Annotated in this window: 14 protein-coding genes and 1 pseudogene; 12 read left to right on the top strand and 3 right to left on the bottom strand. The window is 68.9% G+C overall.

Translation table 11 applies throughout. The features are described from left to right. Positions 1-30 precede the first annotated feature (30 nt). Entirely contained in the window at positions 31-243 is a 213-nt protein-coding gene (locus CRM89_RS19110) for an MbtH family protein (RefSeq protein WP_011211595.1), read from the top strand. A 308-nt stretch (positions 244-551) separates the two neighbouring features. After that, complete coding sequence (locus CRM89_RS19105; RefSeq protein WP_170986827.1) at positions 552-1733, top strand: lytic transglycosylase domain-containing protein; 1182 nt, start codon at positions 552-554, stop codon at positions 1731-1733. Between the two features lie 24 nt (positions 1734-1757). On the opposite strand, the pseudogene CRM89_RS19100 reads toward CRM89_RS19105, so the two are convergent. The 3 genes and pseudogenes from CRM89_RS19100 to CRM89_RS19090 form a co-directional block, all read right to left on the bottom strand. Further along, positions 1758-3434: pseudogene (locus CRM89_RS19100) on the bottom strand (thiamine pyrophosphate-dependent enzyme). Between the two features lie 276 nt (positions 3435-3710). Beyond that, entirely contained in the window at positions 3711-4148 is a 438-nt protein-coding gene (locus CRM89_RS19095) for an SRPBCC family protein (RefSeq protein ID WP_228786733.1), read from the bottom strand. A 97-nt stretch (positions 4149-4245) separates the two neighbouring features. Further along, the gene (locus CRM89_RS19090; protein WP_060594314.1) at positions 4246-5154 is read right to left on the bottom strand and encodes an oxygenase MpaB family protein; all 909 of its coding nucleotides are present in this window, start codon (positions 5152-5154) and stop codon (positions 4246-4248) included. Between the two features lie 343 nt (positions 5155-5497). On the opposite strand from CRM89_RS19090, the gene CRM89_RS19085 reads away from it, so the two are divergent. From CRM89_RS19085 to CRM89_RS19040, 10 genes are all read left to right on the top strand, one after another. Beyond that, positions 5498-5722 carry a hypothetical protein gene (locus tag CRM89_RS19085; RefSeq protein ID WP_011211590.1) on the top strand — a complete coding sequence of 75 codons (225 nt, stop codon included), beginning with the start codon at positions 5498-5500 and terminating at the stop codon, positions 5720-5722. Next, on the top strand, positions 5719-5907 hold the full coding sequence (locus CRM89_RS19080; protein WP_098087056.1) for a hypothetical protein: 189 nt from the start codon (positions 5719-5721) through the stop codon (positions 5905-5907). Before CRM89_RS19085 ends, CRM89_RS19080 begins: the two co-directional genes overlap by 4 nt. Positions 5908-6218: 311 nt before the next feature. Continuing rightward, positions 6219-7073, top strand: coding sequence for an ABC transporter permease (locus CRM89_RS19075; RefSeq protein WP_098085429.1), 855 nt, complete (start codon positions 6219-6221; stop codon positions 7071-7073). Position 7074: 1 nt separating this feature from the next. Then, positions 7075-7938 carry an ABC transporter permease gene (locus CRM89_RS19070; RefSeq protein ID WP_086841699.1) on the top strand — a complete coding sequence of 288 codons (864 nt, stop codon included), beginning with the start codon at positions 7075-7077 and terminating at the stop codon, positions 7936-7938. 9 nt (positions 7939-7947) lie between these two features. Beyond that, complete coding sequence (locus tag CRM89_RS19065) at positions 7948-9396, top strand: MlaD family protein (RefSeq protein ID WP_098085426.1); 1449 nt, start codon at positions 7948-7950, stop codon at positions 9394-9396. A gap of 2 nt (positions 9397-9398) precedes the next feature. Continuing rightward, positions 9399-10421 carry an MlaD family protein gene (locus CRM89_RS19060; RefSeq protein ID WP_106427577.1) on the top strand — a complete coding sequence of 341 codons (1023 nt, stop codon included), beginning with the start codon at positions 9399-9401 and terminating at the stop codon, positions 10419-10421. Then, positions 10421-11431 (top strand): MCE family protein, encoded by a 1011-nt coding sequence (locus CRM89_RS19055; RefSeq protein ID WP_041561402.1) that lies wholly within the window; start codon positions 10421-10423, stop codon positions 11429-11431. The genes CRM89_RS19060 and CRM89_RS19055 overlap by 1 nt, the downstream gene beginning before the upstream one ends. Next, the gene (locus tag CRM89_RS19050; protein ID WP_098085423.1) at positions 11431-12546 is read left to right on the top strand and encodes an MCE family protein; all 1116 of its coding nucleotides are present in this window, start codon (positions 11431-11433) and stop codon (positions 12544-12546) included. Before CRM89_RS19055 ends, CRM89_RS19050 begins: the two co-directional genes overlap by 1 nt. Next, entirely contained in the window at positions 12543-13643 is a 1101-nt protein-coding gene (locus CRM89_RS19045) for an MCE family protein (RefSeq protein ID WP_060594319.1), read from the top strand. The genes CRM89_RS19050 and CRM89_RS19045 overlap by 4 nt, the downstream gene beginning before the upstream one ends. Next, entirely contained in the window at positions 13640-14821 is a 1182-nt protein-coding gene (locus tag CRM89_RS19040) for an MCE family protein (protein ID WP_086841692.1), read from the top strand. The genes CRM89_RS19045 and CRM89_RS19040 overlap by 4 nt, the downstream gene beginning before the upstream one ends. The last annotated feature ends 1 nt before the right edge of the window (position 14822 follow it).

Raw genomic sequence — 14822 nt, 5'->3', positions numbered from 1 at the left:
TCGACAACCACACCCACGGAAGGTGATGCCATGACCAACCCGTTCGACGACGACACCGCCCAGTTCTACGTGCTGACCAACGAGGAGGGCGAACACTCGCTCTGGCCGGTGTTCGCGGCCGTGCCCACCGGCTGGACCATCGCCCACGGGCCGGGCACCCGCACCGCGTGCCTGGACTACGTCGAGCGCCACTGGCTCGACATGCGCCCCAACTCGCTCATCGCCGCCACCACCGAACGCTGACCCGCCCAGCGACCCCGCAGGCCCCCGCCGCCGCGCCGTGTGTCCCACCGGCGCGGCGGCGGCGTTTCCGGTCCGAGGTGCCCGGAGCGGCTCACACCAGCCCCCGCCTGCCTATAAGTGAGTAGAGATTCCGCGAATCAATGCTTCGCTACTTGCGGGAACATCCTGTATGTTAATGACTGTTCTCACAGTCACCTGCGGTGCGACGATGTCATCGGGGCACGTCGTGGCGCATCGGACGACGTCGTCCCGAACGGTGCCCCTCGAATCGGGCCCGGTTCCGTGCGGGACGGGATTGGTCGGGGGTCATGCGTACATCTGCTCCACTCACTGCCTCGGCACTGCTCACCGCCGGGCTCCTCATGGCGGGCTCCACCGCGCAGGGTGCGCAGGCGCCCGCCGAACCGGTGGAGCCGCCCGCCGAGTTCGTGCCCGCCGCCGACCGCACCGTCGGCCTGTTGACCGTCGCGTCGGACACGCCGCGCGCGCTGCGCAGCATCACCCCACCCGCCGACGCCGCGGTCGCGGTGCCGCTGCGCGAGATCGCGCTACCCAGAAGCGGTGGGGTCCTGGGCATTCCGGAGATCGTGCTGGCCGCCTACCGCAATGCCGAACTGGCCCTGGCCTCCTCGATGCCCGGCTGCGGACTGAGCTGGCACCTGCTCGCCGGCATCGGCCGCATCGAATCCGCGCACGCGAGCGGTGGCCGCACCGACGCCGCGGGCACCACCGTCTCGCCGATCTTCGGTCCCGCGCTGGACGGCACACTGCCCGGCAACGAGATCATCGAGGCCGCCGACGGCGGCTACGTCCGGGCCGTCGGTCCCATGCAGTTCCTGCCCAGCACCTGGTCGCTGTACTCCGCCGACGGCAACGGCGACGGCGTCGCCGACCCGCACAACGTGTTCGACGCCTCGCTGGCCGCGGGCAAATACCTCTGCTCCGGGGGCCTTAACCTGCGTGATCCGCAGCAGGAACTGCGAGCGGTGCTGCGCTACAACAATTCCGCCTCCTATGCCGCCGACGTGTTGAGCTGGTCGGCGGCCTACCGCACCGGCGGCGCTCCCACCCCGGTCACCGTCGCTCCCGATCGCGTTCCGCCGTCGAGTACCCCCGGCGCGCCCCGCGCCGTCGACGGCCCCGGCATCCTCGCCCAGTCCCCGACCGGCGACCGCCCGCTCACCTTGGAACCGATGGCACCCACCGAAATCCCGCGCCGCGAGCAACCCACGCTGATCACCCTCCCCGGTATCGGCGCCGTCTCCTGCGGTCTGCTCTGCGCGGGGCCGGGCGAACCCCTCGTCCCGGACCCCGAGCCCGAACCGTCCGTCCCCGCCGACCTCCCCGAGCAGACCTACGGCCCCGCCGCGCCCCTGGAGCTCACCACGCCCGAGGCCGAAGCCCCCGCCCCGCCCCCAGCGACCCCGCACACCCCGAGCATCGAACTGCCCTTCGGCGTCACCATCCCGCTCCCCATGCCCCCGACCTGAGCGGATGCCGGCGGGCGCGCCCGCCTACGGGGCGTAGCTGCCCGGCGGCAGATCGGGCATGAGATAGCGCCAGGGCGCCACACCGGGCTCCAGCGGCATGGGGACGACGATCACCGACGGCAGGTCGCGATCGACCGCCGCGGCGACGGCCCGCTCCAGATCCTCGGGTGCGTCCACCCGGCAGCCGTGCGCCCCATAGGCCCGCGCGACCGCGACGAAATCCGGATTCCGCAGCTCCGACCCGACGGCGCGGCCGTAGATGCGCTCCTGGTCCGCCTTGACGTTGCCGAAGGCGGCATTGTCGAACACCACGACGGCGACCCCGAGCCGGTGCTGAACGGCGGTCGCGAGTTCCTGGATGCCGAACTGGAATCCGCCGTCGCCGGACACCGCGACCACCGCGCGATCCCGGTGCGCGGCCTTCACCCCGAGCGCGGTGGGGAAGCCGTAGCCGAGGTTGCCCTGATACCCGCAGGTGACGAACTGCCGTGGCGCGGACACCGGAAACGAGAAGTACGAGGCGAAGCCGATCTGGGAGACCTCCTCGACGAAGAAACCGTCGCCCGGCAGCGCGCGGCGGATCGCGGCCAGGTAGTCGCGATGGGGTTGCAGGTACGCATCGATCTCGGCGCGGATCGCGGCCTTCAGTTCGGTGAACTCGGCGGTGCGATCGGGGCGGTGGACACCGGCGGCTACCAGGGCGTCGAGCAGTGCCGCGGTCGCGGCTGCGGCGTCGGCGGTGATCGCGACGGTCGGTTGTAGGCGCGTGTGACCGGTCGGATCGATATCGATGTTGATGCTCGGCACCGCCGCGGGCTTCTTCGGCCAGCGGAACCAGAGGAGTTCGGCGCGGGTGCCGATGGTGAGCACCAGATCGCAGTCGAGCCAGCGGGCGAAGCCTTCGGCGCAGGTGAAGCCGAGCGGTGCGGCCTCGTCCACGATGCCCTTGCCGCTGCGATGGGCGACGACCGGCGCCTGCAACACGGCAGCGAGCGCGTTGATCTCGGCGACCGCACCGCGAGCGCCACCACCCACCAGGATCATCGGGTGGCGTGCGGTGGCGATCAGCTCGGCCGCCGCGGCGACCGCGGACGGATCGACCGCGGGCTGCACGATGTCGAGGGGGACGGCCGGGGCGACCGGCGCCGACTGGGTCAGCACGTTCCAGGGGGTCGCCACCACCGCCGGTCCGGGCCGCCCCTCACGGGCAGCGCGGATCGCCCGCGCCAGAACCTGTTTGGCCTCGGACGGATGCAGCACGTTGTCCGCGGACTTGACGAAGCTGCGCAGCGTCGTCAATTGGTCGGGCATCTCGTGCAGGTGCCCGAAGCCCTTGCCCATGAAGTCGGTGGGGATCTCCCCGGTGAGGCAGAGCACCGGCGAGTTGGTGCCGCGCGCGGTCAGCAGACCCGCCGCCGCGTTGAGGATGCCCGGCCCGGGCACCACGGAGCAGACGCCCAGCCGGCCGGTGGACTGGGCGTATCCCATCGCCATGTACGCGCACGCCTGCTCGTGTCATGCGCTGATCAACTCGATCCGATCGCCGGCCCGCCCGAGTGCTTCGAACAGTTCGTAGGTCTGCACCCCGGGGATGCCGAAGACGGTGTCCACGCCGTGGTCGAGCAGGCCGTCCACGAGGGCCGCACCCGCCGTTGCCGTCTCGACACCACTCACCTCGGTCACGGTGATCGTCTCGGTCATCCGCTTGCCTCCTGCTCGACGCGTCGCCCACTCCGGCTCCGCCCTGGTCGCTGAACGCGAGTGAGAAAACCGGAACGACGGCAGGTCTGCAACAAGGACAGATTTCGCTGTAACAGCTGCGCATATAGGTCAGCAGATGCGCGATATTTCTATCCGATCTGTATAGGAAGGCCGGTGGACTGTGGTGTCGACCGAATGCCGGTCGAACGTGCCGGCGCACTCGAAATCCGCCGGAGGCGACCGCAATTGGTGCCCGCACGCCGTAAACCGCGGCGGCTAGACCTTCTTGGTGCTGCGGACTTCCTTGGCGCAGGTGTCCAGAGCCAGCCGGAAGCCGGCGGCGATGAGCGGGACCATCAGCAGGGTGAGGGGGCCCCGGGCGAACGGGCTGTCGACTTCGAACCGGGAGTACCACCGGACGCGGGTGCCGCCGGGAACTTCGCGGAAGGCCATGTAGCCCTCGTCGTGCCGCAGCGGCGGTGCCGAGCGGGTGATGCGGTAGCGCATCAGCGTCGGACGCCGGTACTCGACGATCTCCTCGGTCATCCGCAGCAGCGGGGTGTTGACGATGCGGATGGCGCCCGCCCCGTGCCCGTGGGTGTCGCCGGGGCGGACGAGGGTGACGCGACGCACGGCGGGCACCCGCGGATAGTTCGTCGCGTCGGTCATCCAGTCGAACACCTCGTCGATCGGCGCGGCGATCGTGCGTTCCATGTCGACGATGCGCCCCGCCTGAGCCGGGTCAGCGGCCGCAGGCGGCAGCGGAGCGTCACCATGGCGGCCGCCCCGGGCAGGCGTATCGGGCATTGCCTCAGACTAAGTTCTTGCCCCGCCTTTTGCGGCGTTTCAGATCGGCCATCAGCAGATGGCTGCCGCCGTGCCGGACGAAGCGCGGGATGAACCGGTTGACGAAGCCGACGAACAGGAACAGATGCTCGAATCGCCGCTGGTCGGCGGCGGTCCATTCCAACCCCATCTGTTCGCGGAAGTAGGGCGCCAGGAAGCCGGTGGTGAGGAACTTCAGCAGGTTGCGGAACGGTAGCCGCAGCGACCAGTGGATCATCCGCAGGTTCAGCAGATCGTCGATGTAGGCGCGCACGTGGTCGTCGAGCACGGCCTGCTCGCACGCCTTGTTCCAGTAGGCGTCGAACTCGGCGCGGGTGGCCGGCCACATGTCCTCGGTGACCTGCAGCGTGGTGCCCAGCGTCGAGGACGAGGCGTAGAAGGCCTCCGCCTGCTCGTCGCTCATCTTGCCCGACAGCAGCTGGTAGGTGTCCTCGAAGCCGATGTAGAGACAGGCCGCGACCCACAACTGGAGGTGGCGGTCGAAGGCGTTGTACTTGACCTTCGCGCCGGGCTCGGAGCGCACGTGCCGGTGCACGGCGTCCACCGCCTCGCGGTAGGCCCGGCGTTCCTCGTCGGTGCCGAGGATGGCCACCGCGAGATAGGTGGTGGTGGTGCGGGCCCGCTTCCACGGGTGCTTCATCAGCGCGCCCGAGTCCACCTTGCTCTCGGCCACGCCGTAACCGACCCCGGGGTGCGACATCTGCATCGCGACATTGGCCGCGGCGCCCGCGAACGACCAGAAGTCCAGTGCGTCACGCAGTTTCAGGGGGCGCTTGGTGAACGGCCGGTGCGCGGTGGGGATGTGGATGCGCGTCTGCTCCGTGGTCAGGGGCGTGGATCCGTGCCGGTGATCCGGCGCAGCGACTGCGGTCATGAGCGTCCTTCCTCCGGACCGGCACGGTCGGCGTCGGCCCCTGGTCATTATGTTACCGATGATTCTGTCAGGCAACAGGCCGTTGGTCCTCGGATTCAGAACGAGAATCATCAATAACTTATCTCGCCCCGGCGCGGAACTCGGCCGATCGATCCGCGCTGGTCGGTCGGCGGCGTACCGGCCGCGACGGATTTGCCCCCAGCGCTTCCGTAAACCGATGAATCGTGCGTAACATACCGGCGGATACCGGACCGGGTGCCACCGGTGCGGGCCCGGCGCCACCACGCCGGAGCCGCGCCACACCGGGCCGCGCGCGGTCGCCGGCAGAAAGGAAGCGACGTACATGCTCAAGAGGCTGGATCGAATATTCAGCTACGAGATGAAGGTATCCGAGTTCCTCGGCACCCTGATCATCCTCGGCATCCCCTACGGTCTGGTCGGGGTCGTCTGGACGTTGACGCACACCTCGCATCTGCGGGACATGCACGGCGTCGATGTGATCGTGTCGTTCCTCGGATCGATCGTGTTCTGGCCGGTGCTCACCTTCGCGAATGTGTGCATGACATGATGGCGCTGGTCTGGCTCATCGACATCCTGGTCATCGGCGTGAAGATCCTGGGCGGGCGGATGAAGGTCAATCCGGTACTGCGCCTGGCGCTCTGGCTGGCCGTGCTCGGCACCGCGGCGGCGGGGGTGGCCGCGCTCGGTCTCGGCATGCTCGCCTTGCAGCAGTATCTGAGCAATCCAGCGTGAACCGGCGCGGGTCGGTGCGCGTCACAGTGTGAAACGATGATGAACGTGCATCACTCGTTGGTTCCGGAGTCGCGTCCGGAATTCACCCTGGATTCGGACGATATCCGCTGATCAAGGCCACTTATCCGGTGTGATCGGCGATACCGCCGCATGGGGATCAACGGCAATACAAGACAGAATATCTATTCACATAGAACTTGTGGTGCACGGCCAGGCTGTGTAACACTTCACACGCTCCGCGCCCTCGCCGGGGAGAGCCGCTATCGGCAGGCGAGCGAGCGAAGAGAACGCCCAGAAAGGACTCGGGCAGCGTGACAATCACGGAAAGCCCCACGGCGCGAACCGATCTCGAACGCGCCGTCGACGATCTGAAGGGTCTGTGGCGACGCCACCCCCAGCAGTCGCTGGAGACCCTCGGTCGCCAGGTCACGCTCGGCCGGGACGCGGTGATCGAACTGTTCCGCGCGCTGGCCGCGCGGCGGTTCCCTTACCACGAGTTCATCCGGCAGTGCGCGTTCATGTCGAACGTCTCGGCGGCGCCGACGGTGTTCGTCGCCATCCCGATCGCGGTGGTGGTGTCCATCCAGGTCGGCGCGCTGGTCAACCAGGTCGGCGCGACGACGTTCATCGGCGCGGTCGCCGGCCTCGGCATCATCCGCCAGGGCGCGCCTCTGGTCACCTCGCTGATGATCGCCGGCGCGGTCGGTTCGGCCATCTGCGCCGATCTCGGCTCGCGCACCATCCGTGAGGAGATCGACGCCATGATGGTGATGGGGGTGAACCCGGTGCGCAGACTGGTCGCGCCGCGCCTGGTGGCGGCGGTGCTGGTGAGCATGCTGCTGTGCGGGTTCATCGTCTTCGCCGGCTTCGCGACGGCCTACATGTTCAACGTCTACGCCCAGTCCGGCACGCCCGGGTCGTTCATCGGCTCCTTCGCGTCCTTCGCGGTGGCGAGCGACCTGATCGTGGCGCTGGTCAAGGCGGCGATCTTCGGTGCGCTCACCGCGATCATCGCCTGCGACATCGGCCTGCACGCCAAGGGCGGCCCGGGCGGGGTGGCCAACGCGGTGAACTCCGCGGTGGTCACCTCGGCGCTGATGTTGTTCGCCACCAACATCATTCTCACCCAGCTGTACAACACGCTGTTCCCCACGAAGGTGATCTGAGGTGGGTTCGAAATACACGCCGCCCGCCCTGCGGCCCGTGCGGGTCGTCGGCGCCGCGGTCGCCGTGCCCTACCAGGCCAACCAGCGGCTCGGGCACCAGGCCATCACGTTCTTCCAGGCACTGGGTGCCGTCCCGTTCGTGCTCAGGCACTACCGCAAGGAGGTGCTGCGGCTCACCGCCGACGTGGGCTGGGGCAACGGCTCGCTGGTGGTGGGCGGCGGCACCATCGGCGTCGTGGTCATCCTGTGCGCCTTCGGCGGCATCACCGTGGGCATGGAGTCGTTCAACGCGCTCAACCTGCTCACGATGGGTCCGCTCACCGGCGCCATCTCCGGGTTCGCGACCACCCGTGAACTCGCGCCGATCCTGGCCACGCTGGCCTTCGCCATCCAGGCAGGCTGCCGGTTCACCGCACAGCTGGGCTCGATGCGGATCTCGGAGGAGATCGACGCGCTGGAGTCGATCGCGATCCGGCCGCTGCCGTACCTGGTCAGCACGCGGATGATCGCCGCGACACTGACGATCGTCCCGCTCTACACCATCGGCCTGGCGACGGCGTACCTGGCGACGAAGCTGTCGGTGCTGTTCCTGGGTGGCACCTCGGCGGGCACCTACGACCACTACTTCTTCCAGTTCCTCATCGGCACGGACGTGTTCTTCTCGCTGCTCAAGGTCGTGATCTTCGTGCTGCTGGCGACCTTCATCCAGTGCTACCACGGCTATGTCGCCACCGGCGGGCCCGAAGGGGTCGGGGTGGCCGCCGGGCGCGCGATCAAGATGGTGATCGTCGTGATGGTCTTCGCGAATCTGTTCCTGACACTGGCCATCTGGGGCATCGACCCCGGCTTCCGGATCTCGGGATAGGGGGAATCAATGCTTCTCGATCCCAGTGGCCGCGGCCCGACCGCGCGCCAACTCTCCCTGGCCGGGCTCGCGATGATCCTGGCCACCCTGCTGGTGCTCGGCCTGCTCATGCTGCGCTACAACGGCTACTTCGAGGACGAGGTGCCGGTCACCGCCGAGCTGACCAGCACCGGCGACGGCCTGCCCACCCGGGCCGACGTGAAGTTCCGCGGCATGGTCGTGGGCATGGTCGACGACGTCGAGGTGGTCGCCAAGGGCGAACGCCAGCTCGCCCGGATCCACCTGAAGCCCGAGGTCGCGCCGACCATCCCGGCCAGTGTCACCGCGCGCGTGATCCCCAACAACATCTTCGGTGTGACCGCGATCGAGCTGGTGGACAACGGCTCCGCGGGTGCCACGCTCACCGCGGGCGCGACCATCCCGGAGGACACCAGCGCCGAGACGACGCAGTTGCAGACCACCCTCACCACCCTGCGCGACGTGCTGGAGAACATCCAGCCCGAGAAGCTGGGCCGGGTACTGGCCACCCTGGCCGCCGCCCTCGATCCGGCCGCCCGCGTGCCGGGATCGACGGTGGAGCGGCTGGACCGGTGGGTCACCGAGGTCAGGGCGATCCCCGGCATCGGGGAACTGCTCGGCGATCTGGGGGCCGCCACCACAGCGCTGAGCCGGTCGGCGCCGGAGCTGGTCGGCGTGCTCACCGAATCGGTCACGGCCGCACGGACATTGACCGAGCGCCGGGCCAATCTGGTGGCGCTGCTGGCCAACGCCTCCAGCACCATCGACTCGGTCAACAGCCTGTTCGCGCGGAATCCGAACGCCGCCAAGGAACTGGTGCCCGGCCTGGACCAGCTGTTCGGCGGCCTGGCCGAGGATCCCGATGCCATCCCCTACACCGCGCGCAACCTCAACGACACGCTCGCGAAGATGGCCGAGGTGTTCACCTGGGGGCCGAAGAAGCAGATGGTCTGGAAGATGGACGTCAGCTTCACCCCGTTCCAGCAGTACACCGCCGAGGACTGCCCGCGCTACGGCGAGCTGGCCGGTCCGCGGTGCGGCGGTCCGACGGTGCCCACCGAGGCGCCCGCGCAGGAATACCCGCCGCAGCTGATGCCGCGCTGGCTGGACGCGGCGGGCCCGGCTCCGACGGTGGTGGTGCCCGGCGTGCCGGGGGCGCCGGGCACCACCACCGCACCGTCGGCGATTCCCACCATCCCGGGTCTGCCGGCCATTCCCGGCCTGCCCGCGATCCCCGGAATCACCGTTCCCGCAGGCGATCCCGGCACCACCGAGCCCGCGAGCACGATGCGCCCGATCGCCTCGGGCCGCGGCTACGCCGGGGTGGCGGCGGTGGTCGGCGGCCGGCCGACGGCCGCGCAGCTGCTGCTGCTGACACCGGTGTTGGCCGGCGGCGAAGTGACGATGTACGAAGAGGTCCCCGCGGAAGGGGGTGCGTGAGCGTGAAATCCGGAAAGGCGCTGGCCGGGTTCAGCCTCTTCGCCGTCCTGGCGATCGTGCTGACCTACACGATCTGGTCCACCCTGCAACGCTCGGTGCCCGGGGACACCCATTCCTACTCGGCGACATTCACCGACGTGATGGGGGTTCGTGTCGGTGACGACGTCCGCATGGCGGGCGTCCGGGTGGGCCGGGTCGACAAGATCGACTTCGACGAGGGGTACCTGGCCCGCATCGACTTCCGCATCGAGCACAAGCAACGGCTGACCACCACCACGAAAGCCCTGGTGCGCTACCAGAACCTGATCGGCCAGCGCTACATCGCGCTGGTGCCCGGCGAGGGGGAGGGGGAGCCGCTCGCACCCGGCGGGCACATCCCGGTCGAGCGCACCGAGCCGTCCTTCGACGTGTCGGCGTTGTTGTCGGGGTTCGAGCCGCTGTTCTCGGTGCTGCAACCCGACCAGGTGAACTCGCTGTCGGAGACGTTGGTCCAGGCGTTGCAGGGCGACAACGTGTCGCTGTCGACGCTGATCATGCAGGCCGCCGACCTGGCGGCCACCTTCGGTCAGCGCGACGAGATCCTCGGGCAGGTGATCGCCAACCTGAGTTCGGTGATCTCCGGCCTGGCCAATCGCAGCACCGAACTGGAAACCCTCATCACCCAGTCCAAGGCGCTGGTCGAGGCCCTCTACGCCGAGGGTGAGCTGCTCAAGTCCTCGGTCGATCAGGTCGCGACCTCCACCGATTCGCTGGTCGGCCTGCTCCAGCAGGTCAAGCCGGACATGGCGCGGGCGCAGAACGAGGCGACCACCGGTGTGGCACTGCTGCTGCTCAACGGCGCCGCACTGGACCGCGCCGCGGTCGAGGTGCCCGGGCTGCTGACCTCGCTGGCCCGCTTCACCAGCTACGGCGCCTACGGCAACGCCTACTTCTGCAGCCTGGACGTCTCGCTGTGGGGTGTCGTCCTGCCCCCGGGCCTGTTCTCCCAGGTCGGCGGCAACTCGCATTCGGAGGTGTGCCGCTGATGGCGCGACTGCCCCTGCCCCGGTTCGGGGCCAACCGCTTCCTCTGGCTCGGCCTCGCCGCGGCCGCGACGGTGGTGCTGCTGCTCGTCGGCTCCAGCATCGTCAAACAGGCGAGGGTGTCGGACAAGACCATCCATGCCGAATTCGCCCAGGCCGCCGGGTTGCGTCCGGGTGCCACCGTGGACGTGTCCGGTATCGAGGTCGGCGCGGTACGCGCGGTGCGCCTGGCCGGCGACAAGGTCGTCGTCGACCTGCGGGTGCGCCGCGATCTGCGCCTGGGCGCCAACGCGCGGGCGGCCATCAAGATGTCCACCATCCTCGGCAGGTTGCATGTCGAGCTGGTCCCCGGTGACGGCAACGGCCTGCCCGGCGACACCATCCCGCTGGAGAACACCTCGGTGCCCTACAACCTGGGCAAGGTCATCCAGGACACCCAGTACAAGTCCTCCTTCGAGCGCATCGAGCGCATCGACCCGGAGAAGCTGCGCCAGGCCCTGGACGTGCTCGACGCCCAGATGGGTGACTCGCCGCAGCTCACCGTGGCCGCGCTGGACAGCATCGGCGCGCTCGCCGAGGTCATCAACGATCGCCGCGACGAGGTCGACAAGCTGCTGAAGAGCATGGACGAGGTCTCGGCGCTGGTGGCCGACAACCAGAACTCCGTGCTGCTGCTGCTCACCCGCGGCGAGGCGATCGGCAACGCCGTGGCGCAACGGCAGCAGCTGCTGAAGCAGCTGCTCGACAACGTCGCCGCGCTCTCGGCGCTGCTGCAGGAAATGGGCATCGAGAACAACGGCCAGCTGGGACCGCTCATCCACGACCTGAACACGATGACCGAGGGCCTGCAGAAGAACAAGGAGAACCTCGACCGGCTCTACGAGGTCATGCCCGTGGCCGTGCGGCAGTTCAACAACGCGCTCGGCAACGGCCCCTACGGCGAGGTGTGGGCGCCGTGGGTCCTACCCGACAACTGGCTGTGCTTCGCGCAAGCGATTCCGGGGTGCAACTGATGAAGAGACTGATCCACCGACTCGGGCTCGCGGCGAAACTCGCGACGCTGTGCCTGACCGCCGCCGTCGCGTCGGGATGTTCCCTGCTACCCGACAGCATCGCCGGCCTGCCGGAGGAATACCTCGGCGAAAAGCTGCGCATCAGCGCCGATTTCGAGAACGTCGCCGGGCTGTACGCGGGCAACGAGGTCGCGGTGCTCGGCGTGGCCGTCGGGCGGGTGGACACCGTCACCCCCAAGGGCAGCTACGTCCAGGTGACGATGTCGCTGGACAAAGACGTTCAGGTGCCCGCCGACGCGATGGCGGCGCTGGTGTCGCCGCAGCTGATCACCAACCGGCACGTCGAACTTGCCCCCGCCTACACCGGCGACGGTCCGACGCTGGCCGACGGCGACCACATCCCGCTGGCCCGTACCCGCGTGCCGGTCGAGCTGGACCGCATCCTGGAGAACTTCGACCAGCTCGGCGCCGCGTTGAAGGGGGACAACCAGGAGGGCCCGATGGCCAGCCGGGTGCTGTTCCCGCTGCTCGACGGCAACGGCGACCGGCTGCGCGAGACGCTCGACGAACTGGCCGGCGCGTTCGAGGTGACCTTCGCCAACAAGGACCAGATCTCCAACACCATCATCAAGCTCAACGAGATCACCCAGGTCATCGCCGCCAACGATCAGACCGTGCGCGATTTCAGCGGCAGGCTCACCGAACTGGTGCAGCTGATGGGGGAGCAGGCCCCCGGTCTGCACGCGGTGCTGACCCAGCTCAACGACTTCGTCGCCAACACCTCCGCCGTGGTCGGCCAGAACCAGGACCAGCTGGCCGGCGCGCTGACCCGCTTCGTCGCCATCACCGAGCAGATGCGCGCCAATGCCCGCCAGCTCACCGAGATCGTGGACGTGACCCCGCTGTTCTTCGAAAACCTCGCCAACGCCACCAGTTTCGAGCACCGGGCGATCCGGTTGCACGGCCTGCTGGACAAGGCGGTGCTCGACGGCGAGGCGCTCGCCCTGTTCTGCGAGCGCGTGCAGATGCGCTTGGACGGGTGCCGCACCGGCAGGATCATGGACATGGGGCCGGACTTCGGCCTAACCGCCGCACTGCTGGGGCTCACCAAATGAGGGCCGCGCGCATCGCCGCCGCGGCGCTGAGCCTGGCTGTGCTGGCCGGCACCACCGGCTGCGCGGTGACCGTGGACAACGTGCCGCTGCCGAAACCGGGCATCGGCGGACCGGGCTACACCATCCACGTCGTCTTCGACGACGCGCTCAACCTGCCCGAACGCGCTCACGTCAAGATCGGCGGCACCGACATCGGTGTGGTCGAGGAGATCAGCACCACCAACTTCCTCGCCGACGTGGAACTCGAGATCCGCGAGGACATCCGGCTGCCGCGCGGCACCACCGCCGAACTGCGCCAAGCCACGCCGCTCGGCGACATCTTCGTGGCGATGACCCTGCCCGAGCACGACCCGAACGCGCCCGTGCTCCAGCCCGGCGACACCATCGGCACCGATCTGACCTCGGCGGGCGCGTCCGTGGAGCAGCTGATGGTCTCGATCTCCATGCTGCTCAACGGCGGCGGCCTCAACCAGGCCGCCAAGATCACCTCCGAGATGAACTCGATGTTCGCCGGGCGCGCACCGCAACTGGCGCACCTGCTCAACGAGCTCGGCGCCGCGATCACGGCGCTGAACCAGCGCACCGCCGACATCGACAGCGTGTTGCACGGGCTCACTGTGCTCACCGGTGAAATGGCCGCGCGCAAAGCCGAACTCGGCGAAGCCGCCGACACGTTCCCGGCGCTGCTCGGCCTGGTCGCGGAGAACAACCGCGACATCTCCGCGTTGATCGGCAAGGTGTCGGTGACGATGGCCGCGCTCGGCGACTTCACCGAGACCACCGGCGGCGATTTCGTGAGCCTGTTCGACAGCATCCAGAAGCTGATGGGCGGATTCACCGCCATGGGCGACGACCTGGGCCAGATGCTGCAACGCTACGAGCAGCTCTATCCATCGATCGCGGCGTCGTTCGAGGGTGAGGCGCTGTCGGTGGCGGCCACCGTGTCGTACCTGAGCATCGGCGCGCTCACCGACCCGTCCGGTAGCCGTCCGCCCGAACTGAACGACGTGCCGCTGTTCATCGGCAGTCTCGCGCAGGTCATCGAGAAGGTGATCGGCAGGCTCACCAGCCCGCCGCGACAGGAGGGCGGCCGATGAACATCCCGCTGTGGAACTACCTGGTGCGCCGCCGGGTGGCGATCGCCAACCTGGGCCTGGTCGCGGTGCTGCTGGCCGGGTCGGCCTACCTCGGGCTGGCCGTGCTGCGCATCAACCCGCTGCCCGACACCTACACGGTGACCGTGGAACTGAGGAACTCCGGCGGACTGCTGGCGAACAACGACGTCACCTTCCGCGGCAGCCGGGTGGGCCGGGTGGCCGAGGTCCGGGTGGCCGAGGTCGGCATCGTCGCCGAGGCCGAGATCCAGTCCTGGGCCAAGATCCCGGTCGGCGGCACCGTGGCGGTCGGGCGCCTGTCCGCCGCGGGCGAGCAGTACCTCGACTTCCGCCCGGACGCCGACAGCGGCCCCTACCTGCGCGACGGCGACGTGGTGGAGGTGGCCCGCACCACCACGCCGGTGACCGTGCCCTCGGTGCTCGACAACATGAGCGGGCTGATCGGCGGCATGAACCCGGCCCGGTTGAACGTCATCATCGACGAACTGGACAAGGCGCTGGCCGGCGGCCCGGACCGGTTGCGCAACATGATCTCCGGCATCAGCCGCGCGATGGCCGGACTGGACGAGCTGCTGCCACAGACCAGGCAACTGATCGAGAACCTCGAGATCATCGCCGACACCACCTCGCACGCGCAGCCCGACCTGACCACCTTGACCACCGGCGCGGGCGCGCTGTTCGAGCAGCTCACCGCCGCCGACCAGGAACTGCGCCGTTTCCTCGACCTCGCGCCCGGCCAGCTGGCCACCGTCGGCGGCTTCATCGCCGACACCGAGGACCCGATCACCAACCTGACCACCAATTTCGTGGCCATCACCCGCGCGGCGAAGCTGCGCCAGCCCGCCATCGAGGCGCTGTTCCCGGCACTGCGGGCCGGCTCGGCCGCCATCGGCGTGCCCGCGCACGACGGCGCCTACCACACCCTCGTCGACCCGTGGCCCCGCCCGACCTGCGATTACCCCACCGTCCCGAAGATCCCGGTGGTCGCCGCCACCGACAGCAGGGTGCGGCTCTACAACTACTGCGTCACCGACGATCCGGCGTTGCAGATCCGCGGCTCGGCCAACGCGCCACGGCCGAACGTGCCCGACAACGGCTCCGGCCCGCCCCCCGGCGTGACCGGCGACGAGATGTCCCAGCCCGCACCCACACCCCGGTAGG

Source organism: Nocardia sp. FDAARGOS_372, assembly GCF_002554515.1.
Lineage (GTDB): Bacteria > Actinomycetota > Actinomycetes > Mycobacteriales > Mycobacteriaceae > Nocardia > Nocardia farcinica.
Note: the sequence above shows the minus strand (reverse complement) of the source record. Positions and strands in the feature narration are given on the sequence as shown.